This is a genomic window from Gardnerella sp. DNF01204 (assembly GCF_049244145.1).
GTDB lineage: Bacteria > Actinomycetota > Actinomycetes > Actinomycetales > Bifidobacteriaceae > Bifidobacterium > Bifidobacterium vaginale.
This window is the reverse complement of sequence record NZ_CP058379.1, coordinates 1288005-1313543: the sequence shown is the minus strand read 5'-3', so window position 1 is coordinate 1313543 and position 25539 is coordinate 1288005. Positions and strand designations below refer to the sequence as shown.

Genomic DNA, 25539 nt, shown 5'->3' with positions numbered 1-25539 from the left:
TTAGCTAAATAAGCGTTTAATAATAAACGAATCTCCTTCGTAAGGAACATGCTTGTTGTGCACCTTTATCCAGCGTTCGTCGCCCTTTCCGATAGCAAGTATTATGTTGAGTCTGTTGTTCTCTCTAGCATCTTTTCTTGCTTCTTCAACACTGTACTCAATAGCTTCAGCTCTGTTTATAATAATTCGCGATTCAACGTTTGGATTGGTTACGCAAGATTGCATGTATTTGCAAATGTCCATTTCGTCTTCGACATTTGTGTCTTCTTGAGTGAACACAAATTGGTTGATTCGATCTTGTGCAGCTTGAACTATTTCTTTTCTCCTGTCAACGGCTTTGTCTCCCGTGGATCCTGTTACAAGCGTGATTCTAAGATCATTGTTACCGTATTTGTCGTATACGAAGTCGACAACAGATTTTGTGGAAATGTAGTTGTGTGCGTAATCCACTATGGCAACTGTATTGGATTTTGTGTCTTTAAAGACTTCCATTCGCCCCGATATTTGAACGTTTTCTATAGCATGTAGGGCTTTTTGATCTGTGTTTTCATTTATGCCTAATGCGTTTGCGATTGCGATTGCTGCAGTGGCGTTTTCGTAGTTAAAGTCGCCTGCGATTTTTAGATTGAATTTGTCTATAGTTGTGTAATTAGGTACGAATTGTTTTTTGTTTTTCTTGCTTTCGTTGTCTAAAATAGCAACATAATGTTCTTGCGCGTCTGATGAAACTGGCATTGCTACATATTTTGTCCAAATAAGTTCTGGATATTTTTCGCTTTTTTCGTAAGGGTGAATGTCTGAATGATCGCTGCATGCTGGGCAGTTGCAGATGTTTTCGCCCATTTCTTCTTTTCGTACTCTTGAAAATGTTGTGACGTCCACGTATTCGTTTTGTGCGTCTTGGAGTATTAAGTCTGCGTGAGCGCAGTCTGCATTGAGTATAAGCGCGTCAGTGTTTTTTACGATTTGGCGTTTGCAATACAGGTAGTCTTCAAAAGTTGGGTGTTCTATTGGGCTTATGTGGTCTGGGCTTATGTTTAGGAATGCTGCCACATTAAAGTGTAGTCCGTATACTCGCTCTACTTTGTATGCTTGTGATGAAACTTCCATGACTAGGTATTTCATACCGTTTTTTACGGCTTGGCTCATCATGCGGAATGCGTCTAGGCTTTCTGGTGTAGTCAAATTAGATTCAACATATGTTTTTCCATCTAAGCAATTGTCAACGGAGGAGAATAGGGCTGCTTTGCCTTCAGAATGTTCGTTTAAAATTGCATGAGTGAAGTAAGCTGTTGTTGTTTTTCCCTTTGTTCCCGTAATTCCAATAACTCTAAGTCTTTCTTGCGGGTTTCCAAAGAATTCTGATGAAAGCAAGCTCATTGCTTTACGAACGTCTGTTACTATAAGTCCTACTGCATTGGTGTAATCCGCGTAACTTTGCTCGGCAACGTATGTAGTTAAGCCATTTTTATCAGCGTCTTTAAGATATTCTGGCTTAAAATTGCCTTTAATGAACAGAAGAGTGTTTTTCTTAATATCTCGTGAATCGTATGTTATGTGGTTGTATGTTTTTTTGTAGTTTTTAAAATCGTCCGCGTTCATAGACCAGATTTCGTTGCGAATATGCACGAAATCGTTGTTTTCTATGTTGTTTTCTATGCAGTTGTTTTGTTCGTCTGAGTGTTCAGTATTGGTCTGTGGGAGTTTTTGGATAATTTCTCGTAGAAGTCTGTAATTTTTTAAAATTGTGCTTGCGTCTAGCATGTTTAGATGAAGATTTGTTTTTTCGCTCATTTTGTTCCTCTTGATTTTGAATTATAGCCAGTTTCCGCTGCTAGCTGGTTTTCCTTTGGATTTTAGCCACTCGTCGAAGCTGTTTTTCCACTTTGTATACGCTTTGCGTTGCCATGTCATTAAATCGCATAATTCAAGATTTGCAACATCTTCATGTAATTCGCTTATAGGCTTAATCAAGTCTACTGCTGCTACAGTGTCTGCTGTTGCGTCGTGAAAGTCTCCGATTGGCTCTACGCCGTAGAATTGTGTTGTATGCGTAAGTGTTCGCTTGCCTGTGCGCTTAGAAACAGCGCGGTCTATAACTAATGGGTCTACTACAAGAATTTCTCCATCGTTGATTGTGCTATTCGGGCGATTGTTCAGGCTTGTTAAATCCCATTTTTTTAAATCATGCCTTAGCATTTCAACGTCGAAAGGAGCGTTGTATGCAAGCAGTGGAATATTTTTGCTCTGCGCGAGGCTTACCGCCGCAGCCAATGCTTCGATTTCCGCCGTTGGTTCCCCACCGTTTTCTTGTAGGAACTCGTCCGTAAATCCGTTGACTTGGCTTGCTTTTGGATTAATTGGCTTGTGCGGGTTTATTAACCAGGTTGCTATCACGTCATTGTGAGTCTTATTTTGTGGGTTTCTGAGCACAAGAGTTGCTGAACAAATGGAGTCTTCGCCGAGAATTGCGCCCGTTGTTTCTGTGTCGAAACCGAGCAAGAAGGATTGGCTGAGTGGCGTTTTTTCGCTTTGCTGCTGTGTCTCGTTTAGCGCTTCCATAAGCTCGTTAATGTTGTTTGGCATAGTCTTAATCGTAGAATGCGCTGCAGACCCTGAGTTTGTGTTAGTAAATGGTGGATTGTTATTTTTTGTAATGTTGCGTCTATGAGTTATTTAGTGCGAATTTTTGCAAAATATGTAATAAAATGCCCTCAAAGTACACAATTATATGATAGAATAGCATCAAGAACGCTCGTTATGTTACAAAAAGTAACATTTTCTGAGAGTTGATATGTGCTTTTTGTTTAGGAGTCGTTGTGGATTTACCTTTGCAAAAGCAAAGAAACAAAATAATAAATACAAAATAACAAAATAGCAAAAGATTTAAAATCAAAAGAACAAAGGTGTATATGAACATGGACATCAATGACGGATTTAATGACGCACTTGGCGACGGACTTAACAACGCTCAAAATCATCAGAATGCTGCTGGTAATAATAATGGCGAATATTCTTATAATTCTTATAAGTCATATAAGCAAGGAGAGTATGCTCGTAAGCATATTCGCATTACTGCAACGAAATTGTCTGACGGTCGTGACTTTTTCTATCTTGATGATAGCCCAGATTATGTTAGCGGTCTTAAAACGCGCGAGTTGAAAGATCCTCGAAAATTAGCGTATAGGTTTGCCTCGCATATTGATGCGGATGGTAATGAAGTGCAGTATGCAGCTCCGCAAATGCGTCAAGATCCTCTTACTGGAGACTGGATTCCTATGTCTACAGCGCGCATGAATCGACCAATCACTGCTGGCCCTGGAGCGCTTACTAAGGGCAATCCGCTTGCCGCTCGCAAACCTGGTTCTGCATATCAAGATGGGGAAGTTCCAGACACTGATTACGATGTTGTGGTTTTTGAAAATCGTTTTCCATCCATGGTTCAAGTTCCTGGTGTAAGCCGTGAACCTCATTATCTTAATGGCAATCCACTATGGAAACAAGCTCCTGCAGCTGGGCGTTGTGAAGTGATTTGCTTCGGACCAGACGAAAATATGTTACCGGCTCAATTGCCAGTATCTCGTTTGCGAACTGTAGTAGAGGCGTGGGCTTTTAGAACGGCTGAAATTAGCCAGATTGATGGCATTGAACAAATATTCCCATTCGAAAATCATGGTGCAGAAATTGGCGTTACTTTAGCTCATCCTCATGGTCAGGTTTATTCTTATCCGTTTATTGCGCCTAGACTTGAGCAAGAATTGCGACATACTCAAGCTTATTTTGAACGCACTGGCAGTAATTTGTTGAAAGATTTAATGCTTTCAGAGATTGATAATGCTTCGCGCATTGTAATGAGAAATCACAGTTGGGTGGCATATGTTCCAGCAGCAGCGCGCTGGCCACTAGAGGTGCATGTGGCTCCAGTTAGAGATGTTCTTTCTTTGGATCAGCTTGATGATCAGGAGCGTTGGGATTTGGCACAAATGTATTCAACATTATTGCGTCGCGGAAACGCGTTCTTCGATAAGGGAGATGGATTGGGAATGGATCTTCCATATATTGCAGCATGGCATCAAGCCCCATTGCATGACCCTCGTCGTGAAAATTATCGTCTTAATTTGCAATTCTTCTCATTCCGCAGAGATGTTAACAAAATCAAGTATTTGGCTGGATCTGAGTCTGGTATGGCTGCTTGGGTTTCAGATACTACGCCAGAACTTATTGCACAACGATTCCATGAACTCGGTGCGGTTGATTTAGACTAGTTAGACTAGTTAGACTAGTTAGGCTAATGTTCTTAACTATATTAGTAATATTAAATGTTATTATGATTTGTGAGTACAAAGGAGTGCTATTATGCCAGTATCATTTATCGAATCAGTGAAGAATAATGATGGTGCCAGACAAGCAACATCACTATTCAGCGAGACTTTTGGCGAATATTGCAGCATGCGTTTGCAAGATAATGGTGGAGTATGGGCAAGCCCTGGACGAGTAAACATTATCGGTGAACACACGGATTATAACGAAGGATTATGCTTGCCTATCGCTCTTCCGCATCGCACTTTTGTTGCGTTGCATCCTAGAAGAGACACAAAAGTTAGAGTAGTTTCAAGCGTTAACCCTATGTCAATCGAACAAGCGGATCTTGATCATCTACATGCTGGAGATGTAAAAGGTTGGGCGGCATACGCTATTGGAGTGGCGTGGGCATTGCGTAAAGCAGGCTACTTAAAGGTACGTGGTTTTGATGCTGCGTTTGTTTCATGCGTTCCGCTTGGATCAGGCTTAAGCTCTTCTGCAGCAATGACATGTTCTATTGCGCTCGCTTTAAGTGATGCATTTGACTTAGGATTATCTGATTCGGATGTTGGGCGCGTGCAGCTTATTCATGCGGCGATTATGGCAGAGAATGAAATGGCTGGAGCTTCAACTGGAGGCTTGGATCAAAATGCTTCTTTGCGATGTGTTGAAGGTAATGCGCTTCTGTTGGACTGCAAGAAAGATTTGACGCCATTACAAAGCGTGAGCCAGCAGCCGTTTGATTTGGCGGCGAATAATCTAGAACTTCTGGTTGTAGATACTTGCGCTCCTCATCAGCTTAATGATGGTCAATATGCTGCTCGTCGAATGATGTGTCAAGAGGCTGCTCAAGCGCTTAATGTGTCATCTTTGCGTGCTGTTGCTGATTCTATTTCTAATAGTGGGGATTCGCAGCAGACTTTACAAGATACTCTTAATCGAGTGCAGAAGCTTGGTGGCGAAACAATGATGAGAAGAGTGCGTCATGTTGTTACGGAAATAAATCGCGTTCGAGAGTTTGTTGAGGCTTTCCATAAAACAGACATTACTCTTGCGGGAGAGTTGATGAACCAGTCACATAATTCATTAAGAGATGATTATGAGGTTACTGTTCCAGAACTCGATACTGCTGTTGATGTGGCTCGCAATGAGGGAGCTTATGGCGCTCGCATGACTGGCGGCGGATTTGGTGGTTCTATTATTGCTTTAGTTGATACTAATAGGGCTAAGCCGATTGCTCAGGCTATTGCTGATGAGTTTGCAAAACGTGGTTTTGCTGCTCCGCGCGCTCTTTCGGCTGTACCGTCATCAAGTGGTGAGCGAATTTTGTAGTATCTGCCTTAAATGGTGTATGCCTTAAGTAGTATCGCCTTAAGGATTGTGTATAAATATTGTGCACAAATAGCATATAACGTATAAACAAATAATATATAAACAAAATGTGCCTTTGAAAGTCTCTACTTGTTTTTCAACCTGTAGAAACGATCAAAGGCACTTCTTAATGGTAATTTATTGATCTTTTGGATTATTTTTGATTAAAGCTTGAATCCAGCGTAGTTTTTAGCTACTTCGATTACTCTGTAAACATCAAGATTCGGTTGAATATTGTTTTCTTCCCTTCTAATAAAATCAAGGAATTCGTACCAATATTGTTGGGCTTGTTCGTTGTGTCTGCAAGAAATTTCTCGCAATGCTTGGGAAAGTTTCTTAACGTATTCACGATGCCAAGAGAGAAGCAACCATTCGTTAGCAATGTGACATGGTAAACGAGGATGTTTGGAAACACTTATATCGATTCCGCGTTTGCAACAGCGTATTGCGGATGCTCCATCGGAAAAAGATAGGATTATTACTCAGGCTGGAACTTCTTTGGGTAAGATATTAGCCATTCCTATAGCTATGAATGGTATTGAAGATGTGGTAGTAAATGGTGATAGCAGTATTATTAACGATACTTTTATTGCTAATATGCAGTTTGCGATTAACAGCAGGATTGATAGCAAGCTATTTGGGGCTGTAAGAGTGCGATTCCCAGCATTAGAACAAGATGCGTCATTGCTTGGAGAAAGTGTAGCTGTTATGCGAAGCGAACTTTGTTGATGCGTGTTGATGTATGCATTAGTGTGTTTGTGTGCTTAGTGGTTTTGTGTTAATTGTTGGCTGGTTGGCAATAATGCAAATTTAAATAATTATAAATCATAATGTAAATAGCTCCTTCGTTTATAAACATATGTTGTGATTTAGATTCATATGTTGCGTTTTACGAAGGAGCTATTTTGTTTATGTGTCTTTGTTTATGCGTCTTTATTTTTATGTATCTTGTTTTAGTCTTGCTGCTTCCAAGTATCAACGTCAATATGATGTTCTGGATTTGCTTGCCAAGCTTTCCATGCAGATTCAACTATGTCTTGCACGTTGTATTTTGCATGCCATCCCATTTCTTCGTTGATTCGCTTCGGGCTGCCAATTAGCTGAGGTGGGTCGCCAGCTCTACGATCTAGAATTGCCTCTTTAAATGGCAATTTCGTAACTTTGCGAATCTCTTCAACAATCTGGCGCACTGATGTGCCCTTTCCAGTACCAACGTTAAACGCATCGTACTTGCGCTCGTCGCGATCCAAGTATGATAGTGCAGCAATGTGTGCATCTGCAAGATCGGAAACATGAATGTAGTCGCGAATGCAAGTGCCATCTGGAGTAGGGTAGTTGCTGCCAAAAATTGCAGGCGCTTTGCCTTTCTGTAAACGTTCAAGAAGCATAGGAATAAGGTTCAGTATAGCTGGATCTTCTAGCTCAACAGGTCCGCAGCCTGCAACGTTAAAGTAGCGTAGGGCGCAGAAGCGAATGCCGTATGGTTTTTCACATGCCCGTGCCATCCATTCGCCGAAGAGCTTTGTTTGACCATATGGGTTAATTGGAAGCATTGGCACAACGTCTTCTGGAACAACCTCTACAGGAGGCTCGCCGTATGTTGCAGCACTAGACGAGAACACGAGTTTTTTTGCTCCACTTTGTCGCATAGCTTCTAAAACATTAAGCATGCCGTTTATATTCTGCTGATAGTACCAAAGCGGCTTTTCTACAGATTCCCCAACCTGCTTGCGCGCTGCAAAGTGAATAACGGAGTCAACATTTTCATCCTTCATGATTTGTGCAAGTCGCGCACCAGCGTCTGGAGAAGATATATCCATTCCATAAAGTCGCGCGCCTTCGATGCGAGTTGGTTTGCCATAGCTAAGGTCATCCACTACGACGACGTTTTGCTTGGCTTGATGTAGTGCGTGAACAACGTGTGCGCCAATGTACCCGCATCCACCTGTTACAAGGACTGTCATTTTGAAGCCTTTCTTGCATGTTTTACGCAAAAGTATTGCATAAGATTTGTTATACGAACTTGGTTGTATAAGGTCGCTATATATTTTTTAAGGCAAAAAATCATCATATAAAGCAAAAGCTGAAATAGAAAGATTGAAAAACATACAGATTGTGATATGCACATTTTCCATCAGTTCTGTGTTCATTTTTGCTCATATATGTTATCTTTTGTGATTTTAGTATACAACACTTGCTCGAGAATTTGTACTTTTGCAGCAAATTTTTAGAAGCAATGCGGGAATCGAAGTGCATTCGCGCGCTACGCTTTGAGCGCGAAGGCAGGTATCGCGTCCGTGTTTGTTTCTATTTTGCTAAAAAAGGGAACAAACGCGGGAATCTAGTTGGGTGTGATTGCCTTGTAGCATGGCATTTCGTTTGATGTTGGTTTGTGTTGGCGTGGCGCTGTGTGGCGCTGCGTGGTGTCGGCGTGTTGCGTGTGTGGGTTGTGTGGAATGTTGATTTTTCAATGGTTTAGTAGTGTTAGTGTTCTTGTTTGAGTAGTTTCCTGAGAAAAGTCTGGGAAAATTCTTTAAAAACCTTGAAACAATGTGTTTTTACGGTTTTATTAGTGTTAATCCACAAATATTATGGTGAAAATAGTTTTTATTGTGGATTAGTTTGTGTATAACATTATTTTTTTCTGTTTGTTTTGTGTGGTTGCCTCTTGACTTTTTTAAACGGGGGGGGGGTATGTTAATAACAGCTGCTAGCTAGATGCTCTAGATGGTGGTTATCCACAATGTTTCGGAAATGTTGTTGGATGTTTAAAATTTCTCTTCGCGTGTTTTACGTGGAGGAGAAGAAGAAAGGAAATTAAAATGATGAATAAGAAGGCTATCGCCGCTTTCGCTGCTGGCGCTACTTTGCTTGCCGGCTTCGCAATGGCAACCCCAGCATTCGCTGCTGAGACTCCTAAGTGCACTCCAGTTGCTGCTGACAAGCTTGCTGGGCTTAAGCAGGCTGTTACTGAAGCCAAGCGTAAGGCTGACAAGGCTGAGCGTACTCTCGCTGATGAAAAAGATAAGTACGCTGAAGGTACTGAAGCTTACACCACTGCTAAGGGTCTTGTAGACGCTTTCAAGCAGGCTGTTAAGAACTACAAGGAAGCCAAGAAGGCTGCTGATGCAGCTAAGGACGATGCTGAAAACAAGGGTGCCTTAACTGACGCTGCTAAAAAGGCTGCTAAGGCTGTAAACAAGGCTGCTGATGAAGCTAAGAAGAACGATAAGTTAAAGGCTGCCACCTTCAATAATATTGCTGAAGATGGTACTGCTACTGCAGATTCTGTTGCCGACACCGCATTTGATGCTGTGCTTAAGAGCGCTGAAGTCACTAAGCATGAGATTTATGAAGCTGAGGTATCCTTGCGTGAAGCTAATGCTAATTTGCAGGATGCTAAGGCTGCTCTTGCTAAGGCTCAGTGCACCCCAGCTCCAGCTCCACAGCCATCCAATCCTGAAACAAAGCCTGTTGTTCCTGGCGTTCATGTGAAGGCTGCTGATAAGGCTAAGGCTGTTGAGGCTGTGAAGACTGCTAAGTTGCATCTTGATGATGCTTTTGCTGCTTATACTAAGGATTATGCTGAGTATGAGAAGGCTAAGGCTACTTTGGCTGGTAAGGTAGCTGCTCAGGAAGCTGCTGAGAAGGCTTTGAAGGCTGCTCAGGATGCTTTGGAAGCTTATAATGTTTCTGCTAAGAATGATTCTGCTTTGGCTCAGCGTCTTACTGATGCTGTAGATCGTGCTCAGGCTAAGGTTGTTTTTGCTGTTGCTGAGACTGCTAAGGCTAATAAGGATTATGCTGAGGCTAAGGCTAAGGCTGTTGCTTCTACTGCTAAGTATAATGCTGCTTTGGCTGAGTACAAGGCTTGCTATAACGATGCGGTGACTTTCGGTGTTGAGGCTTCTAAGCTTCCTCCTGTTGTGACTTCTGATCCTTTGGCTCCTAATTTTGAGGATGTTCCAGGTGCTGCTAAGGCTATGAATGATGCTGCTAGTGGCAAGCTTGGTAAGGCTGCTCAGCAGGCTGCTGCTAAGAAGGCTGATGCTAAGGGTGAGCTTGCTGCTAAGGGTGCTAAGGGTCATGGTAAGTCTGGCGAGAAGCTTGGTAATGCTGGTGTTGGTGTTGCTTTGACTGCTTTGGCTGCTTCTATGCTTGCTGGTATGGGTGCTGCTGTTCGCAAGATGCGTCACTAAACTAAAAGCACGTAAGTGTTATCGGTGAGCGTGCTGCGTATTTTTCAGTGCGCTCACTTCTATAATTTTGCTCTCAACTGTGGTAGTTTTCTTTGATTTCTGTCGCAAGTTTTCTTGCAGGATTGCATTACTGGTTTTTACTGTTTTGCTTAATTTCCTTTTTTCGCAGTGGATTCTGGTGATGCTGATCTTGTGAGTTGACTGTTGAGGGTAATTAGCAGTGCTGTTTTTGCTAGGGACAGTAATAGTGCTGTGATTATTAAGGGCTTGGAGATAGATGCTACTAGGGGCGTCAACTCTCCGAGCCTTTTTGTTTTCTTTAAATCTTTTATTTTGGCTTATGACCCTTTTTATTTTCAATTATTGAGCAATTTAATATTTTTGTATGTGTTGTGAGAGTTTAAAAATTTTGTAAAGATTTTGCACCAAAATTGGTGCTTCAATGTTTTTTGTTATATGCTTATATCACAAATAAATCTTAAATCTTAATTTTGAATTAATTGTTATTGCAGATTTTTTATAAAAGGGCGTATATATGGTTTCTGTGAATATTCGAGCACTACGTCGCTCAAAAAAAATAACTCAACAAGAGTTAGCTGAAGCATTAGGAGTATCTCGTAATAGCATTGTGCGATACGAAAATGGTACAAGTGCTATTTCAACTAGGTTAATAGATAAGATTTGTGATAAATTCAAGGTTTCTCTTTTTGATATCGTACATGAAAAAGAATTATCTGCATCTGATAAATACGATTTGAATATGAAGATTGAAGTTTTAAAGGAGCGTGGCGCACTTTTACTGGCTCGTTTATATAAATACGAGGATAGTATGAATATACAATTTGATGATTCTTCTAATGCATGGATTGCAATTAGTGATGATTTATCAGATGTAATTAATACAAAGATTTATACATCTACAAATTTTGAAGATATAAATCGTTATATCGGATATTTAGATGGCATAGAACGCTTGCTTGAATACGTAAGTTGCAATAAAAATAGTTAACAATCTTATAGAAAAATATGGGTAAGTGTGATTTTGCTATGGTTATAGAAGATTTTAGCGAAGAGTATTTTACTCACTGTTTGTTAAGAAATTTACGTTCTTTACAAATGTATAAGCATGCAGATTTGCATCCTAAGGCGGTTTTACTCGGTGGTCAAAGTGGTGCTGGCAAAACGACCATTCATGTAATAAAACAAAAAGAATTTAACGGTAACATAATAATCCTTGATGCTGATAGCTATAGGACTCAACACCCTTATTATTGCGAGTTGCTTGATAAATACGGTAAAGAAAGTGTTAAATATACGAGTGCTTTTTCAGCAAAAATGGTGAGAAGCTTAATTGATGAGTTAAGTTCTAAAAAATATAATCTCATAATTGAAGGTACTTTGCGCAGTGTTGAAGTTCCTAGTAGTACTGCGAAAATGTTGATAGATCGTGGTTACCGTATTTCTCTTGCTGTCATTGCAACAAAACCTGAATTGTCATGGATCAGTACGCTGATTCGCTACAGGGAAATGTATTTGGAAGATCCTAAAAGTGCTAGGGCAACTCCTAAGGATCATCACGACAATATTGTGAACAATATAGTAGATAACTTGTTGAAATTAGAACAATCGAAAATATTTGACAGAATTCAGATTTACAAGCGAGACGAAAAATGTATATATGATTCTGATTCGTATAAAAATAGTCCAAATATTACAGCAGCTAGTGTTCTTAAGGAAGTGCTCTTTGGCAAGAAAACTATTGATGAGAAAAAGTTGATTTGCCACGCTAAGAATAGGTTGAATGAACTAGACAAGTTGATAGATAAAAGTTTGTAGAATTTGCAGAAGCTCGCATTAGTGTGGTTGATTTGCGCGAGTGGGTTATTTTGTAGTATTTTGTTTTTTTTTTTATCTCGCATTTGTTCCCATATTTGGCGTTTTGATAAACAAATGCGGGGTAAGAGATAGGCAGAGTGAAGAGTTGTGGTGTAAAAAATTCAGATAAGCGGCAAAAGGTGTGTCAACAAATCGAGTTTTCGTTGAAATATCAAGAAAGACTTGTCGTAGTTAATATAAAAAACGAGCATGTCCACAATAAAAGTGAATATGCTCGTTTTTTTTTTTAAATAGTTTAAAATCACCAAAAATAAAGGTTAATAAATCACTAACTTAAGCATTTGGTCTTTTGCCGTGATTTGCTGCCTTTTTGCGGCGTGCCTTGCGCTTACGTCCACGCATACCCATAATAAACTCCTAACGATTAAAATGAACAACCTTAGGGATTATCGCACATTGCCAAGACGTTCAAGCTTTTGTCTTTCGTAAGATGTCACATATCTGCAGCTATTACATATTCTCAATCAGAGGTGAAATTCTAAATTGGTTAACAACAGTTTCCTGTGGTGCTATAACAGTCAAGTCTGTTCCTGTGTTAAATGCATTCGCATACGCCGTCTGTGGTTCTACAGCAACTCCGCAAGGATGCTTGTCTGCAGGGAAACCAGTTGCAGTGCACACTTGGAATGATGTTACGCTTTTGTCGCCTTTTACCGCTATTTGTAAGTCGTCAGCGCGCGTAAAAATCGCAGTAGTCCACTCGTCGTCATCCCTAATTAAATCAGTCCAAGCATCATCAAATGGCTGATTAACTAAAAATGGATTATCGCGTAAATCAAATCGCGTTCCGTCCACGCTTTCTGTACCAACTGGTATTAAACGTTCATTTGCGCGCACATGCGTTTTTGCAGGAAGCTTAAGCTTGCACTTAGAGTTTAGTTGATCAATCTCGTCTCCATGCCCTTGTAATCCGTTGCACAGCCAAGGGTGCATTGCAGCAGCCCATGGAGCATCATCATTGCCATGATTGGTTGTATTCAACGTTAAATGAATCCCATAATCGTCAAGCTCCCAAGTGGCTATTGTAACAATGTCAAAAGGATATCCTTCCATATTTGGTGATCGCCATAAAAGACTCACACTGGATTGTGTAACGCTTAAAGTTTGCCAGTATGAGCGGTATCCGTAGCCGTGTAAAGCTGTGTCTCTATCTCGCTCGTCGATAGGCAGAGTATAAGACGCGTTTTGGAACTTGTAAGACGCTTTATCTACACGATTTGGGAAAGGAATAAGTATTTGTCCATTGTAGCAAGGCGGTAACTCGTCAGCCTCAAATGGCACAACAATATCACTATTTCTCCAAGTAAAATTGCGTAGTGCAGCTCCAAGTTGTGTTATTGTAGCCTTGTAATCTTTGTGGCAAATCGTGTATTGGTTGCCTGTTCGCGGTGGTAGCGAATACGATTTCATAAATCACCCCTATGTGAAAACGTTTTTAATAATACGAATTGTATTACTTAAGCCAATATATCTGCTACGGTTGCGTTAAGCAAGCTAACTAAATCGTTTGGATTTAGAACAACATCAAGACCGCGTTTGCCTCCAGAAACAAGAATCTCATCAAAGTGCATAACACTAGCATCCAGAACGGTTTCGTGATGAGTACGCTGACCAAATGGGCTGATTCCGCCAACCACGTAGCCGCTTTCGCGTTGGGCTACATCTGGGCTTGTCATACTGGCTTTTTTGGCATTTACTGCGCTAGCAATCGCCTTCATACTCAATCTACCGTTTACTGGCACAATCCCAACTACGCGCTTTTCGCCAGTGTCTACCATAAGTGTTTTGCACACTTGTTCAGCATTTACGCCTAATTTTTGCGCTGCTTCCATGCCATACCCATCATCCATGTGGTCTGCATCGTGCTCATAGTCAACAACGCGGAACGTAATTCCAGCGTTTTCTAACTGTGCGATTGCTGGCGTTGCTTTACCTGTCGTAGCATGTTTTTTGCTCATTTTTACCCCCGTGTGCAAAATGTTTTGCGAAAACCCCCTGCGATGAGTCACCGCAAGGGGTTTATAGCTTTTATTTAAGCTTTATTAGCTTTACCGTGTTTCGCTAACTTTACTCAGCAATCTCAGCGAAGTAAAGCAAGGTGCGAATCATGTTAGCAGTAAAGCCGTACTCGTTATCGTAGAAGGTAACGGTACGAGCCAAAGTTACGCCGTCAACAGTGTTAACATCGGTCTGAGTTGGATCGAAAACGCCACCGTGGGTGTCGCCAATAATATCGGAAGACACAATGCTATCGGCATTGTAACCGAAGTATTCGCAGTTTTCGAATGCCTTCTTAAAGGCTTCGTTGATTTCTTCGGTGGTTGCTGGCTTCTCGAGAACAGTGGTCAACTCGGTAACAGATCCATCTGGAACCTGAATACGCTGAGCATGACCCTGAAGCTTGCCATTAACTTCTGGAACAACCTTGCCGATTGCCTTAGCAGCACCAGTGGAGTGCTCGATGGTGTTGCAAGCTGCAGAACGGTTGTTGCGTGGCTTGGAGCCGCGTGGGCCGTCGAGAATCATCTGGGTGCCAGTGTAAGCGTGGATGGTGGTCATGAAGCCAGACTTAATACCCCAGTTATCCTGCAAAAGCTTAACCATTGCAGCCATGGAGTTAGTTGTGCAAGAGCCAGCGGACACAATGTTGTCGGTTGGCTTCAAAATGTCTTGGTTCACACCAAACACAACGGTTGGGGTGGTTTCGTCTTTAGCAGGAGCGGAGATAAGAACCTTCTTAGCTCCAGCGTTCAAGTGAGCCTGGGACTTTTCTGCAGAAGTGTAGAAACCAGTGCACTCGAGCACGAACTCAACGCCATCGTTCTTAACCCATGGAATATTGTTTGCGTCTTTTTCAGCGTAAACCTTGTAAGTCTTACCATCTACGACGATTGCGTCTTCTGTGGAGGTAACCTCAACTGGGGTGCCGTCGTCGTGGCGGAAAGTGCCATGAGTGCTGTCGTACTTAAGCAAGTAAGCAAGCATCGAAGGAGTGGTCAGATCGTTGATGGCTGCGACTTCGATATCGCCAGCTTGACCGCCACGAGCCTGAAGCTCAAAAATACGACGGAATGCCAAACGGCCGATACGTCCAAAGCCGTTAATACCAATCTTGACTGTCATATGGGATCTCCCTTGAGTGAAACCTTAACGCATAGTTCTAGCGATTTTTCGCGATTTTTAACAATACGTTTTGGTCTTCGTTATTTAAACTAACATGTTCATTTTAATGTGCGGTATGTACGACGCATTACGAGGCATTTTTGCTCTCTACACCGCAAATTTGCGATTATTTACGCTATTTTGATGGCACAGCGAGAGCGCTTGAAATGCTAGTGTTTATATCTCCCAAATCGCCAACTGGCCGCTTAAACCAGCTGACTTGCGGCAGTGGAGCATCTATAGGGAATGTGATTACAAGAGTGCCTTCATGAACGTCAATATGTGCAGGAGTATCGTTTAGTAACTCGTTGCTTAAGCCTTGAACGGCATCACCATACATAGTTGCGTGCTGAAGTTGATATTTAAGACCAATCTCGTTTACATCGCTAGAAACGGGCGTGTGTGAGAACACAGAAACCATGCGGCCTTCGTGACCATTAGATGCAGGAAAGTCAAGAGAACCGTTGTGAATTGCTGTAACAATCGTGCCGTCTCCATACAAGAATCCAATTCCGCCTCTAACGGCAAGTCGAACCATAAGCTGAATATTGGAAATCGTGTGATCGACGCGACCGCCTAAGCCGCCAAAAATATGGAATTCTCTAGAACCTTTAGCCCAGCCAACTTTAAGAGCAGAAAGCAAATCTGGATCATCTTTTTCGGCGGGAAGTCGTGTAATGGCAGCATCTGTTGGAAGCTTTAAGCGCACAGAATCAAAGTCACCAATTAGAGCATCAACATGCAAGCCGAGTCTGCACGCATGGTCCCAGCCACCATCTGCCGCAATAGTTAAAGCGCGATCAGGAACATGTTCGCGCGTATGGTCGTAATAATCTCCAGCTGCTAAAACAACGCAGCGCTTTAAAGGCTCCATAGTCTCATAATATCGCGCGCGTGGAATTGCGTTTATTTTGCGTGTTTTACTGCGATTTGTTTAGTATTTTTGAGCACGGTTGATTATTGGCATTGATTAATGTCAAGGCTCCAAGTAGAATAGACATTTGGCTTGAGTAATCAAGAAAGTGGTATATCCCACCTGGAAGCCCAAAGTGGTTTCGGGTTCATGACTTCGGTCACGTGGCATTTATTTATTGCTACAAAGCCGCACGGCTATGAATTTAGGTTGCGTGCTTATTTTGATTGATGTGTGAACTTGAATTTATCTTTGCCTTTTGGTGTGCTGTTCCACTGTTTTAACAAGGATTGGAGTCATCATTAGCGACGAACCACGCATTAACGAAGAGATTCGCGTCTCCCAGGTACGCCTTATCGGTCCGAAAGGCGAGCAAGTGGGGGTCATCGCGACCTCGGTAGCGTTGAACCTGGCAAAGGAAGCGAACCTCGATCTCGTCGAGGTGGCACCTACTGCTAAGCCTCCTGTAGCCAAGCTTATTGACTACGGTAAGTACAAGTACAACGAGAAGATTAAGGCTCGTGAAGCGCGTCGTAATCAAAGCACAGCTGAGATTAAGGAAATTCGTTTCCGACTCAAGATTGATGATCATGATTTCTATGTTAAGAAGGGTCATGTTCTTCGATTCCTAAATGGCGGCGATAAGGTTAAAGTCACCATTATGCTGCGTGGTCGCGAGCAATCACGTCCTATCGGCGGAGTTGAGTTATTGCGTAGGCTTGCAGATGAGGTTTCCGAAAGTGGAACTATTGAGTTTGCCCCTAAGCAGGAGGGTCGTAACATAATAATGACTCTCGCTCCTAAGGGCAAGAAGATTCATACTCAGTCTGAGCAGCGTCGTAGAGGCGCTGAATCGCGCGCAGAACGTCAGGCTCGCCAGGCAGCGCGTCTTGCAGCAAAGCAAGGAACTCAGGATGCGGCAGCAGTCGCAGCACAAGCTTCTGTAGAATCTGATCAGAATCATAAGGAGGGCAGCAATGCCGAAGATGAAAACTAATTCCGCAGCGTCCAAGCGCGTTCGCCTTACCGGCACCGGTAAGGTAATGCACGATGGTAGCGCAATGCGCCACAACTTGGAGCATAAGTCTGCTCGCAAGCGTCGTTCTTTGTCTGCAGATAAAGTTTTGGCTACAGCACAGAGCAAGAATTTGAAGGGCTTGCTGGCTAAGTAAGTTGCAGTAAAGCAAAGACGCAATTAAAGATTTTTAAGAAAGCTGAGGAATACTTATGGCACGAGTAAAGCGCGCAGTTAATGCTCACAAGAAGCGTCGCGTTGTTCTTGATAGGGCTTCGGGTTATCGCGGTCAGCGTTCCCGTCTTTATCGTAAGGCAAAGGAACAGCTGCTTCACTCATTTACTTACAACTTCCGCGACCGCAAGGCTCGCAAGGGCGACTTCCGCAAGTTGTGGATTCAGCGTATTAACGCTGCAGTTCGCGCAGAAGGAATCACCTACAACCGCTTCATTCAGGGCTTGCGTTTGGCTGGCATCGAATTGGATCGCCGCGCTTTGGCTGAGCTCGCTGTTAGCGACGTTGAAACCTTCAAGGCAATCGTTGAAGCTGCTAAGGCTGCTTTGCCAGCTGATGTGAATGCTCCAGTAGAAGCCTGATTTAGTTTGATTTAGCCTGTTCGGTCTGACTATTCTAGCTAAGCTGACTAGTCAGGCTAAATAGATTAGACTGAATAGATTAAGCTAAATAGATAGTTTAGCTAGGTTTTTATATTAAACCCGCCCATTGTGGCGGGTTTTTGTATAAGTATTTTGCATATGTATTATGTATGTTGCGTTTTATACATAACGGGCAATAGTATAAGCATTGAGCAAAAACCAGCGCTTTACTAGATCGAAACAGATCAGGTGACGTGCTGATGAGTCGCCAGCAACCGTCGGTCGGTAAGGGTTTTGCGCCTAATAAAAATAAAAAATAAAAAAATAATAAGACCAATAAAAGAGAAAAATCGCCAATAGGAGTGATTATGAACACCACTAATCATGATGAAAACAAAGCCGTAATCACCGTAGTAGGCAAAGATGCCGTAGGAATCATAGCCAAAGTAACATCACATTTAGCAAGCCGCAAAGCGAATATCCTAGACATATCTCAAACAATCGTCAATGGCTTTTTTAACATGATGATGATTGTAGACGTAAATGAAATAAGCGTAGAATTTGGCGAATTAGCGGAAGAACTAGCAAAACTAGGCGAAGAAATCGGCGTTCGCATACACTGCCAGCGCGCGGAAATTTTTACAAACATGCACAGAATCTAGGTATTAGTAGGAGAAACCCATGCTAAACATTATGGAAGTGAGCGAAACAAACTCAATGATCGAGCAAGAAAAACTCGACGTTAGAACCATAACAATGGGAATAAACCTGCTAGATTGTACGGACTCGAACGTGCAAAAAGTGTGCGAAAACGTGTACAACAAAATTACGCGCATTGCAAAAGACTTAGTCAGCACGGGCTGCGCGATTGAACGCGACTACGGAATTCCTATTGTGAACAAGCGCATAACCGTAACACCAATAAGCCTAGTTGGAGCTTCTGCGTGCAAAAGCCCAGACGATTTTGTGCAAATTGCGCACGCGCTAGACAGAGCAGCTAAAAAAGTTGGAGTGGATCTAATCGGCGGATACTCAGCGCTGCCTGCAAAATCCATGACAACAGCCGACCGCATGCTTATAGAATCATTGCCAAAAGCCTTGAGTGAGACAGATATTGTGTGCTCAAGCGCAAACGTAGGTTCCACACGTACTGGAATTGACATGGATTGCGTGGAGTTACTTGGGCGAGTAATCAAACAAATCGCACAGGCAACTGCATACCGAGACTCCTACGGATGCGTGAAGTTCGTAGCATTCTGCAACGCTCCAGACGATAATCCGTTTATGGCAGGTGGATTCCACGGCGTAACAGAAGGAGACGCTGTGATAAACGTTGGCGTATCTGGACCAGGCGTGGTTTCGCGCGCGCTAGACGAGGCGCGCGGGAAGGATTTTGCGTTCTTGTGCGAAACGATTAAGCGCACGGCTTTTAAGATTACGCGAGTAGGCCAGTTGGTTGCGCAAGAGGCATCTAGAAGGCTAGGGGTGCCGTTTGGCATAATCGACTTGTCGCTTGCGCCAACACCAGCCGTGGGAGACTCCGTAGGCGAAGTCTTAGAAAAAATCGGACTTTCTACTGTTGGCGCTCCTGGCACAACAGCCGCTCTTGCAATGCTTAATGATCAAGTTAAAAAAGGCGGAATAATGGCTAGCAGCTACGTTGGTGGGCTTTCTGGCGCGTTTATACCTGTTTCGGAAGACGCAAACATGATTGCTGCGGCAAAGTCAGGCTGCCTTAGAATAGAAAAGCTAGAAGCAATGACGTGTGTATGCTCTGTAGGCTTAGACATGATTGCAATTCCTGGAAGCACAACAGCTGCAACAATATCTGGAATGATAGCGGATGAGGCAGCAATAGGTATGATAAATCAAAAAACAACTGCTGTGCGCATAATCCCTGTGGAAGGGAAAAGCGTTGGGCAAATGGCCAATTTTGGCGGTTTAATGGGGTATGCTCCGATTATGCCAGTAAACACCGAAAGCTGCGAGGAATTCGTTTCGCGCGGTGGGCGAATTCCAGCGCCTGTGCATAGCTTTAAAAATTAGGGCGATGTCGTCTAAAAATGACGACGTCTAAAATTGTGTGAATATCTGTGAATATTTATGAATATTTATGAAAGGGTTTCTATGATAGAAAAAACTACTCCGTTAAGCAACGAAAATCTTGCTAACGCGCTTAAAAAAATAGGCGAAAGTCAAAATCATGTTGCTGTAGTAGGTTCCATGAACGCAGATTACACAATAGTTGCCGACCGTCTTCCAAATCCTGGAGAAACTGTAAACGGAAGTGATTTGCGAGTACTACCAGGAGGAAAATCTGGGAATCAAGCCGTTTCTGCAGCAAAAATCGGCGCGAATGTGCAAATGTTTGGTGCTGTAGGCAGCGACGAAAACGCAGAATTCCTTCTTAACACGCTAGAATCTGCAGGTGTAGACACGTCTAAAATTTTACGTGTAGAAGGCATAAAAAGTGGCGCAACAGTAATAACAGTAGATGCAAAAGCTGGCGAAAACACAATCGTCTATGCTCCAGGTTCTAATGCAAAAGTAAGTGTGGAATATATTAGTCAAGAAGATGTTAAGAAGGCTATTAGCAGTGCAAGCGTTTTAGGATTGTGCCTTGAAAGCCCAATGGAAACTGTAACGGAGGCTGCAAAAATTGCGCGCACAGCTGGCGTAAAAGTTTTACTTAATAATTCGCCTTTTGTAAGCGAGCTGCCACGCGAGTTGATTGAAAACGCAAGCATACTGCTTGTAAACGAGCATGAAATGGCGCAATTACTTAAAATTCACGAGCCAGAAGATGGCAATTGGGATGATTTTGACTGGTTTGATGCGGCGCGCATTATGCACGAGTATGGTTTCGACGAGGCAGTTGTGACTCTTGGTGCAGAAGGCTCTGTTGTTTTAGATTACAATGCGGAAGATGGTAAAAAGGCTGTTCGCATATGCCCGCAAAAAGTTTCTGCAGTAGACACCACGGGATGCGGTGACGCATTTATGGGAACCGTTTTGGCAGGACTTGCAGCTGGATTTAGTCTAGCTCAAAGTGCGCAAGTGGCAACATATGTTTCTGCGTACGCAGCAACAGGATTTGGAGCGCAATCGTCTTACGGCAGCGCGCAACAGGTGGTTCGTGCGTTTGAGTAGTGGCGCTGTATGCTGATAGACTAGGTTAGTATGCGTTTTTACAGATTTTGCAAATGGGAAGGCAGATATGTCAACAATTCTTGAAGGCACTCCAAAAAAGCAAATGATGCTGGTAACGGGTAGAGCGTATCCGCAACTTGCGGAAGAAACTGCCAAATACCTTGGAATAGACGTTCTAGAAACAACTGCCTACGATTTTGCAAACGGAGAAATGTATGTGCGCTTTACGCAGCCAGTTCGAGGCGCAGACGTTTTTGTTTTGCAAGCGCACACCGATCCAATCAACAATTGGATTATGGAACAGCTGCTTATGGTTGACTCTTTAAGGCGAGCATCCGCTAGAAGCATAAACGTTGTAGCACCTTTCTTTGGGTATTCGCGTCAAGATAAAAAGCATCAAGGTCGTGAGCCAATTACAGCGCGACTTATGTTTGACTTATTCCGTTCCGCTGGAGCTAAAAGAATTCTTACCGTTGACATGCACGCGGCTCAAGAGCAGGGATTCTTCGACGGACCTGTAGACCACTTAACAGCAATGCCAGTGTTGATTGATTACGTTCGTAACACTATGAGCCTAGAAAACACTACGATTGTTTCCCCAGACGCTGGACGAATCAAGGTTTCGGAGCAGTGGGCCGCAAAGCTTGGTGGATTGCCGTTAGCGTTTATTCACAAAACTCGAGATACAACAAGGCCAAATCACGCGGAAGCGCACGGAATTATTGGCGATATTCAAGACAGAGATTGCATTGTTGTAGACGATATGATAGATACGGCTGGCACGATTTGTGAAGCTGTGCGCACGCTTAGAGGAGCAGGTGCGAAGTCTGTTACTTTGGTGGCAACTCATGCGCTTCTTTCAGGACCTGCCGTAGAGCGACTTAAAGGTTGCGGAGCTCGCGAAATCATTTTGACAGACACTGTTCCTGTCCCAGAAGAAAAGCGCTTAGAGAATATGACGGTTCTTTCGATTGCACCTCTTCTTGCTGCTGGAATTAGGTCTGTGTTCAGGTCTGGATCGCTTGTTTCGCTTAGAAACGCACTTCCAGAAGACATGAAACACAGAAATATTTACGCTCATTAGTGTTGTTGATTAGCTGCGCGGTGGCGAGTCGCCAGCATGATGTAGACTTAACAGGTTGTTCGTAAAATTAAATTTGCAAAAAATATTGCGTAATAACTTAATTTGCGAACGATTTGCAAACACACTCCTGCTGTGGAAATTCCACAGCCGAATAGTCCGAAGGAGGTGGGTGATGTCTGCACATAAGTATGAACTGATGTTCATTGCCGATCCAGAGCTCGATGAGCGCGGTCTTAAGAAGTTGACCGAGCAGTATCTTGAGCTTGTCACCAAAGAGGGCGGTTCCGTTGACGGTACCGACTACTGGGGTCGTCGTAAGCTTGCCTATGAGATTGACGGCAAGACTGAAGGCAACTACGTTGTAGTGAATTACACTGCTGAGCCAGCTCTTAGCGACGAGCTTGACCGTGTTTTGAATCTTAACGAATCTGTAGTCCGCACGAAGATTCTTCGCAAGGACGCAAAGTAAAGTCAAAAGACGCAAAGTAAAGTCAAAATAAAGTTGGATTTTTGTTCTAAAATCTCAAAGTAAGAAAAGTCTTAAAGTAGGGAATGAGGCTGCAATGGCTGGAGAAACTGTTATAACGGTGATTGGAAATTTGGCTAAAGAGCCAGAAACTGCCACCAGTTCTAACGGCAGTGTTAGAACTTCTTTCACAATTGTGTCTAATTCTTCGACTTTTGACAGAAGAACAAATAGCTACATTAATGGCACACCATTATCGCTTAGATGTGTTGCATGGGGAGACTTAGCTGAGCATTGCGCGCAAACGCTTACAAAGGGAATGCGTGTTATTGTTCAGGGCAGATTGCGTGCAAACAACTACGTTGATAAAAACAGCAACGAAAAGCGATACAGCATCGATTTGATGATTGATGAAATTGGACCATCCCTGCGATTTGCTACTGCTCAAGTTAATCGTTTGAGCTCTAAAGGCGGTTTTGCTGGGAACAATAATGGATTCAATCAGGGCGCTGGTGCTGGAGCTGGTATGAATGCTGGTGGATACACTGGCGGTTATGCTGGCGGCGCGAATTATGCGAATAGTGCGGCTGCTGGTGCTGGAATGAATGCGCAAAATGGCGCTAATCAGGGCGTAAACGTTGAAGACCCGTGGAGTGCTTCTGCTCCATCAAATGGCGGATTTGCAACGTTTGGAGCCAGCTCCGATTTTGGTGGATCAGACGAAGAGCCAGAGTTCTAGTTTACTAGCTTACTAGGCGAGATAATGGCGGTTAATCCGCGGTTGCTTGCGACTATCTAGTTGGGCGCTTGTTAGTCTAATCTAAAACATAATTTAGAATTTGATTTAAAATCTAACTAAAAATTGACTTTTATAAACTTAAAAACATCAGTTTAGCGTGTAAACAAAAATAAATGTTTATAACGCATTTGAGAGAGGACATCCTATGTCACGTAAGAGGCCGCAACCACCGGTCAAGCCTTTCAAAAAGAAGCCAAATCCTTTGAAGGCTGCCAAGATTACTGAAATTGATTACAAGGACGTTGCTTTGTTGCGTAAGTTCGTTTCGGACCGCGGCAAGATTCGTTCCCGTCGTATTACTGGTGTAACCGTACAGGAACAGCGCAAGATCGCGAAGGCAGTTAAGAACGCTCGCGAAATGGCTTTGCTCCCATACGCCACCACTGGTCGCTGATTGAGAGGATAAGAACATGGCAGAAACCAAGGTTATTCTCACCAAGACCGTTGCAAACTTGGGTCACTCTGGTGACGTTATTACTGTTAAGGCTGGTTACGCACGTAACTACTTGATTCCACAAGGCTTAGCTTTTGCATGGAATAAGGGTGCTGCTTCCCAGATTGAAGCAATGCGCCGCGCTCGCTTGGCTAAGGCTGTTGCCACTCGCGAAGAGGCTGTTGCAGCTAAGGCAGCAATCGAAGGTACTGTTGTAGAAATCGCCGCTAAGGTGAGCGAGTCTGGCAAGCTCTTCGGTGGTATTTCCGCCGATAAGATTGCTGCTGCTTTGGCACCAAAGGCCGCCGTTGAAGCACGCGCTATTAGCGTGGCTGCAATCAAGACCACTGGCGAATTCCCAGCAACTGTGGCTCTTCACCCAGAAATCAGCGCTTCCTTTACTGTTAAGGTTGTAGCTGAGTAGTTAAACGTGTTCCAGCTTCCCACGCGAGTGTTGCGAGTTTTGTAGGATTTGCGTTGTATTTGCGTTGGGAGGCAATCCATTTGGATTGATCTTAAGCATTGGCTCTGTGTGAGTTGTGGCGAGTTTTACTTGCTGTGACTCACACAGAGCTTTTTTATTGCGAATCGACGTGCATGGGCGCTTTGACTGAGCTTGAAATTGCATAACGCATTTCAAGCTCCTTCAAAGCGTGATTTGGCACATAAAGTCCACTGGACTTTATGTGCCAAATCAGCCGAACGGCTACTAATAGCCGTGAGGAATAGTGTAGCGAACGATTTGCTCGCGTTTGTTTATCGAAACGCCAAATATGGGAACAAACGCGGGAAATGTGAATGTGTTGTGTGCGTATAGAGCAAATCGTGGTGTTTAATCGCTTTAGCGACTAGATTATAAAAGTTGGGCAAATAAGCTTAAACGCGCATCAATTAAGCAGTGCCAACAAGTAAGCCATATATGTCGCAAAGGAGGATTAGTGACTGAGTGCAACACTTTAGCGAATCGCCACGCATCCAATCCGTGCGAGAGTAAGAATGCGCACAAGAATGAGCGTGATAAAGAGCGCAATAACGAGTTCAATAGTATGCTAGTGGTTGCGCGCGCAAAAAATCGCGTTGGCAGAGGCACAACTTGCGCAAAAGTGATTCTTTTTGGCGAACACTCGGTTGTTTATGGCTACAGCGCAGTAGCGCTTCCATTGCAAAATCTTAAGATGCACGCAACAGTAACAAGTGCACGAACACTCAACGACACAAGCGCCACAGCAGACGAAGGCAAAAGAGCAGAATTATGCGATTCAGCAGAAGACCTTAGCTGCCAGATGCAAAACCTCATAACACTTAAAGCATTAGGATTTGATGGTCTTTTACGAAGCGCACCTGCGCGATTCGCGTCGATTAAAACCGCAATACAAGAGGCATTACGTTTCGCCAATTGGCAGGGCGAAGCATTGCAAATAGAAACCGTTTGCGATTTTCCGCCAGAGCGAGGATTGGGGTCTTCGGCGGCAGCGGCAGGAGCAGTGATCCGCGCAATACTCGACTACTATAGTATTAATGCCAGCGATGAAAAACTATTCGAGATTACGCAAGACGCAGAACGCGTTGCGCACGGGAAAGCATCTGGATTAGACGCCACAGCAACCAGTGCGATGCTGCAGCAGCCAGTTCGCTTCTTGGATGGCAAATTTAGCCGAATGAGCATAAGCCCAACAATACGTGCTTGGATTGTGCTAGCTGATTCGGGATTCAAAGGAACAACAAAAGTAACAGTAGAAGCATTACGCAAAAAACGCGATAGCCAGCCGAAAATCGTAAATGCACTTTTGCAAGAGCTTGGTCAAATCGCTCTTAACGCAGAGAATGATTTAGAGTTTGGCAATATACAAAATATTGGATTGAGCATGACTCGTGCTCACAAAATTCTTGCGGAATTAGGTATAAGTACGCCATTTTTAGACGCTCTAGTTAAAAATGCTTGCGAAAATGGTGCTCTAGGAGCAAAGCTTACAGGCGGAGGCGGAGGTGGATGCATTATAGCCATTGCGCAAAGTCAGGAGGATGCGTCTAAAGTAAGCATAGCGCTTAAAAACGCTGGAGCAGCTAGAACGTGGATTGTAGAAATCGGACAATAATCATAACTAATTCGTTAGTATGCTTTAAAAACGCTTTAAAGACTAAAGACTTAAGAA

At 43.2% G+C, this 25539-nt stretch carries 27 protein-coding genes; 18 read left to right on the top strand and 9 right to left on the bottom strand.

What is annotated here, in order from left to right; translation table 11 throughout:
- Positions 1–1794 (bottom strand): UDP-N-acetylmuramoyl-L-alanyl-D-glutamate--2,6-diaminopimelate ligase, encoded by a 1794-nt coding sequence (locus tag HXT46_RS05300; protein WP_004113027.1) that lies wholly within the window; start codon positions 1792–1794, stop codon positions 1–3.
- Between the two features lie 21 nt (positions 1795–1815).
- Positions 1816–2586: an exonuclease domain-containing protein gene (locus tag HXT46_RS05295; RefSeq protein WP_004113025.1), complete on the bottom strand. Its 771-nt coding sequence runs from the start codon at positions 2584–2586 to the stop codon at positions 1816–1818.
- Positions 2587–2918: 332 nt separating this feature from the next.
- On the opposite strand from HXT46_RS05295, the gene galT reads away from it, so the two are divergent.
- Together galT and galK are read left to right on the top strand one after the other, a co-directional pair.
- Positions 2919–4265, top strand: a complete 1347-nt coding sequence (gene galT / locus HXT46_RS05290; RefSeq protein ID WP_081264609.1) for a galactose-1-phosphate uridylyltransferase — start codon at positions 2919–2921, stop codon at positions 4263–4265.
- A gap of 91 nt (positions 4266–4356) precedes the next feature.
- Positions 4357–5634, top strand: coding sequence for a galactokinase (gene galK, locus HXT46_RS05285; protein ID WP_421785833.1), 1278 nt, complete (start codon positions 4357–4359; stop codon positions 5632–5634).
- Between the two features lie 203 nt (positions 5635–5837).
- On the opposite strand, the gene HXT46_RS05280 is transcribed toward galK, so the two are convergent.
- Positions 5838–6056 carry a tyrosinase family protein gene (locus HXT46_RS05280; protein WP_421786346.1) on the bottom strand — a complete coding sequence of 73 codons (219 nt, stop codon included), beginning with the start codon at positions 6054–6056 and terminating at the stop codon, positions 5838–5840.
- Positions 6057–6078: 22 nt separating this feature from the next.
- On the opposite strand from HXT46_RS05280, the gene HXT46_RS05275 reads away from it, so the two are divergent.
- Positions 6079–6402 carry a hypothetical protein gene (locus HXT46_RS05275; protein WP_004138646.1) on the top strand — a complete coding sequence of 108 codons (324 nt, stop codon included), beginning with the start codon at positions 6079–6081 and terminating at the stop codon, positions 6400–6402.
- Between the two features lie 224 nt (positions 6403–6626).
- On the opposite strand, the gene galE is transcribed toward HXT46_RS05275, so the two are convergent.
- On the bottom strand, positions 6627–7637 hold the full coding sequence (gene galE, locus HXT46_RS05270; protein ID WP_174160421.1) for a UDP-glucose 4-epimerase GalE: 1011 nt from the start codon (positions 7635–7637) through the stop codon (positions 6627–6629).
- Between the two features lie 858 nt (positions 7638–8495).
- On the opposite strand from galE, the gene HXT46_RS05265 reads away from it, so the two are divergent.
- The 3 genes from HXT46_RS05265 (at position 8496) to HXT46_RS05255 (ending at position 11708) form a co-directional block, all read left to right on the top strand.
- The gene (locus tag HXT46_RS05265; protein WP_421785831.1) at positions 8496–9872 is read left to right on the top strand and encodes a hypothetical protein; all 1377 of its coding nucleotides are present in this window, start codon (positions 8496–8498) and stop codon (positions 9870–9872) included.
- Positions 9873–10407: 535 nt separating this feature from the next.
- Positions 10408–10881, top strand: a complete 474-nt coding sequence (locus HXT46_RS05260) for a helix-turn-helix transcriptional regulator (RefSeq protein WP_004113003.1) — start codon at positions 10408–10410, stop codon at positions 10879–10881.
- Between the two features lie 17 nt (positions 10882–10898).
- Positions 10899–11708 carry a zeta toxin family protein gene (locus HXT46_RS05255; RefSeq protein WP_004113001.1) on the top strand — a complete coding sequence of 270 codons (810 nt, stop codon included), beginning with the start codon at positions 10899–10901 and terminating at the stop codon, positions 11706–11708.
- 333 nt (positions 11709–12041) lie between these two features.
- Here HXT46_RS05255 and HXT46_RS05250 read toward each other — a convergent pair whose 3' ends face one another.
- From HXT46_RS05250 to HXT46_RS05230, 5 genes are all read right to left on the bottom strand, one after another.
- Positions 12042–12116 (bottom strand): 50S ribosomal protein bL37, encoded by a 75-nt coding sequence (locus HXT46_RS05250; protein WP_369803150.1) that lies wholly within the window; start codon positions 12114–12116, stop codon positions 12042–12044.
- A 102-nt stretch (positions 12117–12218) separates the two neighbouring features.
- On the bottom strand, positions 12219–13178 hold the full coding sequence (locus HXT46_RS05245; protein WP_004112999.1) for an aldose 1-epimerase family protein: 960 nt from the start codon (positions 13176–13178) through the stop codon (positions 12219–12221).
- A gap of 47 nt (positions 13179–13225) precedes the next feature.
- Complete coding sequence (gene ybaK / locus HXT46_RS05240; protein ID WP_004112997.1) at positions 13226–13726, bottom strand: Cys-tRNA(Pro) deacylase; 501 nt, start codon at positions 13724–13726, stop codon at positions 13226–13228.
- Between the two features lie 109 nt (positions 13727–13835).
- Positions 13836–14891, bottom strand: a complete 1056-nt coding sequence (gap, locus tag HXT46_RS05235; RefSeq protein ID WP_004112995.1) for a type I glyceraldehyde-3-phosphate dehydrogenase — start codon at positions 14889–14891, stop codon at positions 13836–13838.
- A 175-nt stretch (positions 14892–15066) separates the two neighbouring features.
- Positions 15067–15804, bottom strand: coding sequence for a thiamine diphosphokinase (locus HXT46_RS05230; protein ID WP_004112993.1), 738 nt, complete (start codon positions 15802–15804; stop codon positions 15067–15069).
- Positions 15805–16105: 301 nt separating this feature from the next.
- Here HXT46_RS05230 and infC point away from each other — a divergent pair, with 301 nt between their 5' ends.
- The 12 genes from infC (at position 16106) to mvk (ending at position 25482) form a co-directional block, all read left to right on the top strand.
- Complete coding sequence (infC, locus tag HXT46_RS05225) at positions 16106–16840, top strand: translation initiation factor IF-3 (RefSeq protein ID WP_248911713.1); 735 nt, start codon at positions 16106–16108, stop codon at positions 16838–16840.
- Entirely contained in the window at positions 16821–17015 is a 195-nt protein-coding gene (gene rpmI / locus HXT46_RS05220) for a 50S ribosomal protein L35 (protein WP_032834323.1), read from the top strand. Before infC ends, rpmI begins: the two co-directional genes overlap by 20 nt.
- 55 nt (positions 17016–17070) lie before the next feature.
- Positions 17071–17454 carry a 50S ribosomal protein L20 gene (rplT, locus tag HXT46_RS05215; protein WP_004114536.1) on the top strand — a complete coding sequence of 128 codons (384 nt, stop codon included), beginning with the start codon at positions 17071–17073 and terminating at the stop codon, positions 17452–17454.
- A gap of 368 nt (positions 17455–17822) precedes the next feature.
- Entirely contained in the window at positions 17823–18116 is a 294-nt protein-coding gene (locus tag HXT46_RS05210; RefSeq protein ID WP_004112985.1) for an ACT domain-containing protein, read from the top strand.
- A gap of 19 nt (positions 18117–18135) precedes the next feature.
- Positions 18136–19500 (top strand): PFL family protein, encoded by a 1365-nt coding sequence (locus HXT46_RS05205; RefSeq protein WP_285067961.1) that lies wholly within the window; start codon positions 18136–18138, stop codon positions 19498–19500.
- Between the two features lie 81 nt (positions 19501–19581).
- Positions 19582–20604 (top strand): ribokinase, encoded by a 1023-nt coding sequence (locus tag HXT46_RS05200; RefSeq protein WP_004114540.1) that lies wholly within the window; start codon positions 19582–19584, stop codon positions 20602–20604.
- Between the two features lie 67 nt (positions 20605–20671).
- On the top strand, positions 20672–21688 hold the full coding sequence (locus tag HXT46_RS05195; protein ID WP_004112979.1) for a ribose-phosphate diphosphokinase: 1017 nt from the start codon (positions 20672–20674) through the stop codon (positions 21686–21688).
- Between the two features lie 172 nt (positions 21689–21860).
- A complete protein-coding gene (gene rpsF, locus HXT46_RS05190) occupies positions 21861–22157 on the top strand; it encodes a 30S ribosomal protein S6 (protein ID WP_004112977.1) in 297 nt (98 codons plus the stop codon).
- Between the two features lie 94 nt (positions 22158–22251).
- Positions 22252–22893: a single-stranded DNA-binding protein gene (gene ssb / locus HXT46_RS05185; protein ID WP_004112976.1), complete on the top strand. Its 642-nt coding sequence runs from the start codon at positions 22252–22254 to the stop codon at positions 22891–22893.
- Between the two features lie 205 nt (positions 22894–23098).
- Complete coding sequence (gene rpsR / locus HXT46_RS05180) at positions 23099–23347, top strand: 30S ribosomal protein S18 (protein ID WP_004105399.1); 249 nt, start codon at positions 23099–23101, stop codon at positions 23345–23347.
- A 16-nt stretch (positions 23348–23363) separates the two neighbouring features.
- The gene (rplI, locus tag HXT46_RS05175; protein ID WP_004112972.1) at positions 23364–23810 is read left to right on the top strand and encodes a 50S ribosomal protein L9; all 447 of its coding nucleotides are present in this window, start codon (positions 23364–23366) and stop codon (positions 23808–23810) included.
- A gap of 514 nt (positions 23811–24324) precedes the next feature.
- A complete protein-coding gene (mvk, locus tag HXT46_RS05170) occupies positions 24325–25482 on the top strand; it encodes a mevalonate kinase (RefSeq protein ID WP_421785826.1) in 1158 nt (385 codons plus the stop codon).
- Positions 25483–25539: the final 57 nt, after the last annotated feature.

Coding starts and splice junctions, on each gene's coding strand:
- HXT46_RS05260 (WP_004113003.1), top strand. CDS start 10,408: ATGGTTTCTGTGAATATTCGAGCACTACGTCGCTCAAAAAAAATAACT.
- rplT (WP_004114536.1), top strand. CDS start 17,071: ATGGCACGAGTAAAGCGCGCAGTTAATGCTCACAAGAAGCGTCGCGTT.
- galT (WP_081264609.1), top strand. CDS start 2,919: ATGGACATCAATGACGGATTTAATGACGCACTTGGCGACGGACTTAAC.
- rpsF (WP_004112977.1), top strand. CDS start 21,861: ATGTCTGCACATAAGTATGAACTGATGTTCATTGCCGATCCAGAGCTC.
- HXT46_RS05195 (WP_004112979.1), top strand. CDS start 20,672: ATGTCAACAATTCTTGAAGGCACTCCAAAAAAGCAAATGATGCTGGTA.
- ybaK (WP_004112997.1), bottom strand. CDS start 13,726: ATGAGCAAAAAACATGCTACGACAGGTAAAGCAACGCCAGCAATCGCA.
- ssb (WP_004112976.1), top strand. CDS start 22,252: ATGGCTGGAGAAACTGTTATAACGGTGATTGGAAATTTGGCTAAAGAG.
- HXT46_RS05265 (WP_421785831.1), top strand. CDS start 8,496: ATGATGAATAAGAAGGCTATCGCCGCTTTCGCTGCTGGCGCTACTTTG.
- HXT46_RS05210 (WP_004112985.1), top strand. CDS start 17,823: ATGAACACCACTAATCATGATGAAAACAAAGCCGTAATCACCGTAGTA.
- galE (WP_174160421.1), bottom strand. CDS start 7,637: ATGACAGTCCTTGTAACAGGTGGATGCGGGTACATTGGCGCACACGTT.
- HXT46_RS05255 (WP_004113001.1), top strand. CDS start 10,899: ATGGGTAAGTGTGATTTTGCTATGGTTATAGAAGATTTTAGCGAAGAG.
- HXT46_RS05230 (WP_004112993.1), bottom strand. CDS start 15,804: ATGGAGCCTTTAAAGCGCTGCGTTGTTTTAGCAGCTGGAGATTATTAC.
- HXT46_RS05205 (WP_285067961.1), top strand. CDS start 18,136: ATGCTAAACATTATGGAAGTGAGCGAAACAAACTCAATGATCGAGCAA.
- rplI (WP_004112972.1), top strand. CDS start 23,364: ATGGCAGAAACCAAGGTTATTCTCACCAAGACCGTTGCAAACTTGGGT.
- rpmI (WP_032834323.1), top strand. CDS start 16,821: ATGCCGAAGATGAAAACTAATTCCGCAGCGTCCAAGCGCGTTCGCCTT.
- HXT46_RS05295 (WP_004113025.1), bottom strand. CDS start 2,586: ATGCCAAACAACATTAACGAGCTTATGGAAGCGCTAAACGAGACACAG.
- galK (WP_421785833.1), top strand. CDS start 4,357: ATGCCAGTATCATTTATCGAATCAGTGAAGAATAATGATGGTGCCAGA.
- rpsR (WP_004105399.1), top strand. CDS start 23,099: ATGTCACGTAAGAGGCCGCAACCACCGGTCAAGCCTTTCAAAAAGAAG.
- HXT46_RS05200 (WP_004114540.1), top strand. CDS start 19,582: ATGATAGAAAAAACTACTCCGTTAAGCAACGAAAATCTTGCTAACGCG.
- gap (WP_004112995.1), bottom strand. CDS start 14,891: ATGACAGTCAAGATTGGTATTAACGGCTTTGGACGTATCGGCCGTTTG.
- HXT46_RS05300 (WP_004113027.1), bottom strand. CDS start 1,794: ATGAGCGAAAAAACAAATCTTCATCTAAACATGCTAGACGCAAGCACA.
- HXT46_RS05245 (WP_004112999.1), bottom strand. CDS start 13,178: ATGAAATCGTATTCGCTACCACCGCGAACAGGCAACCAATACACGATT.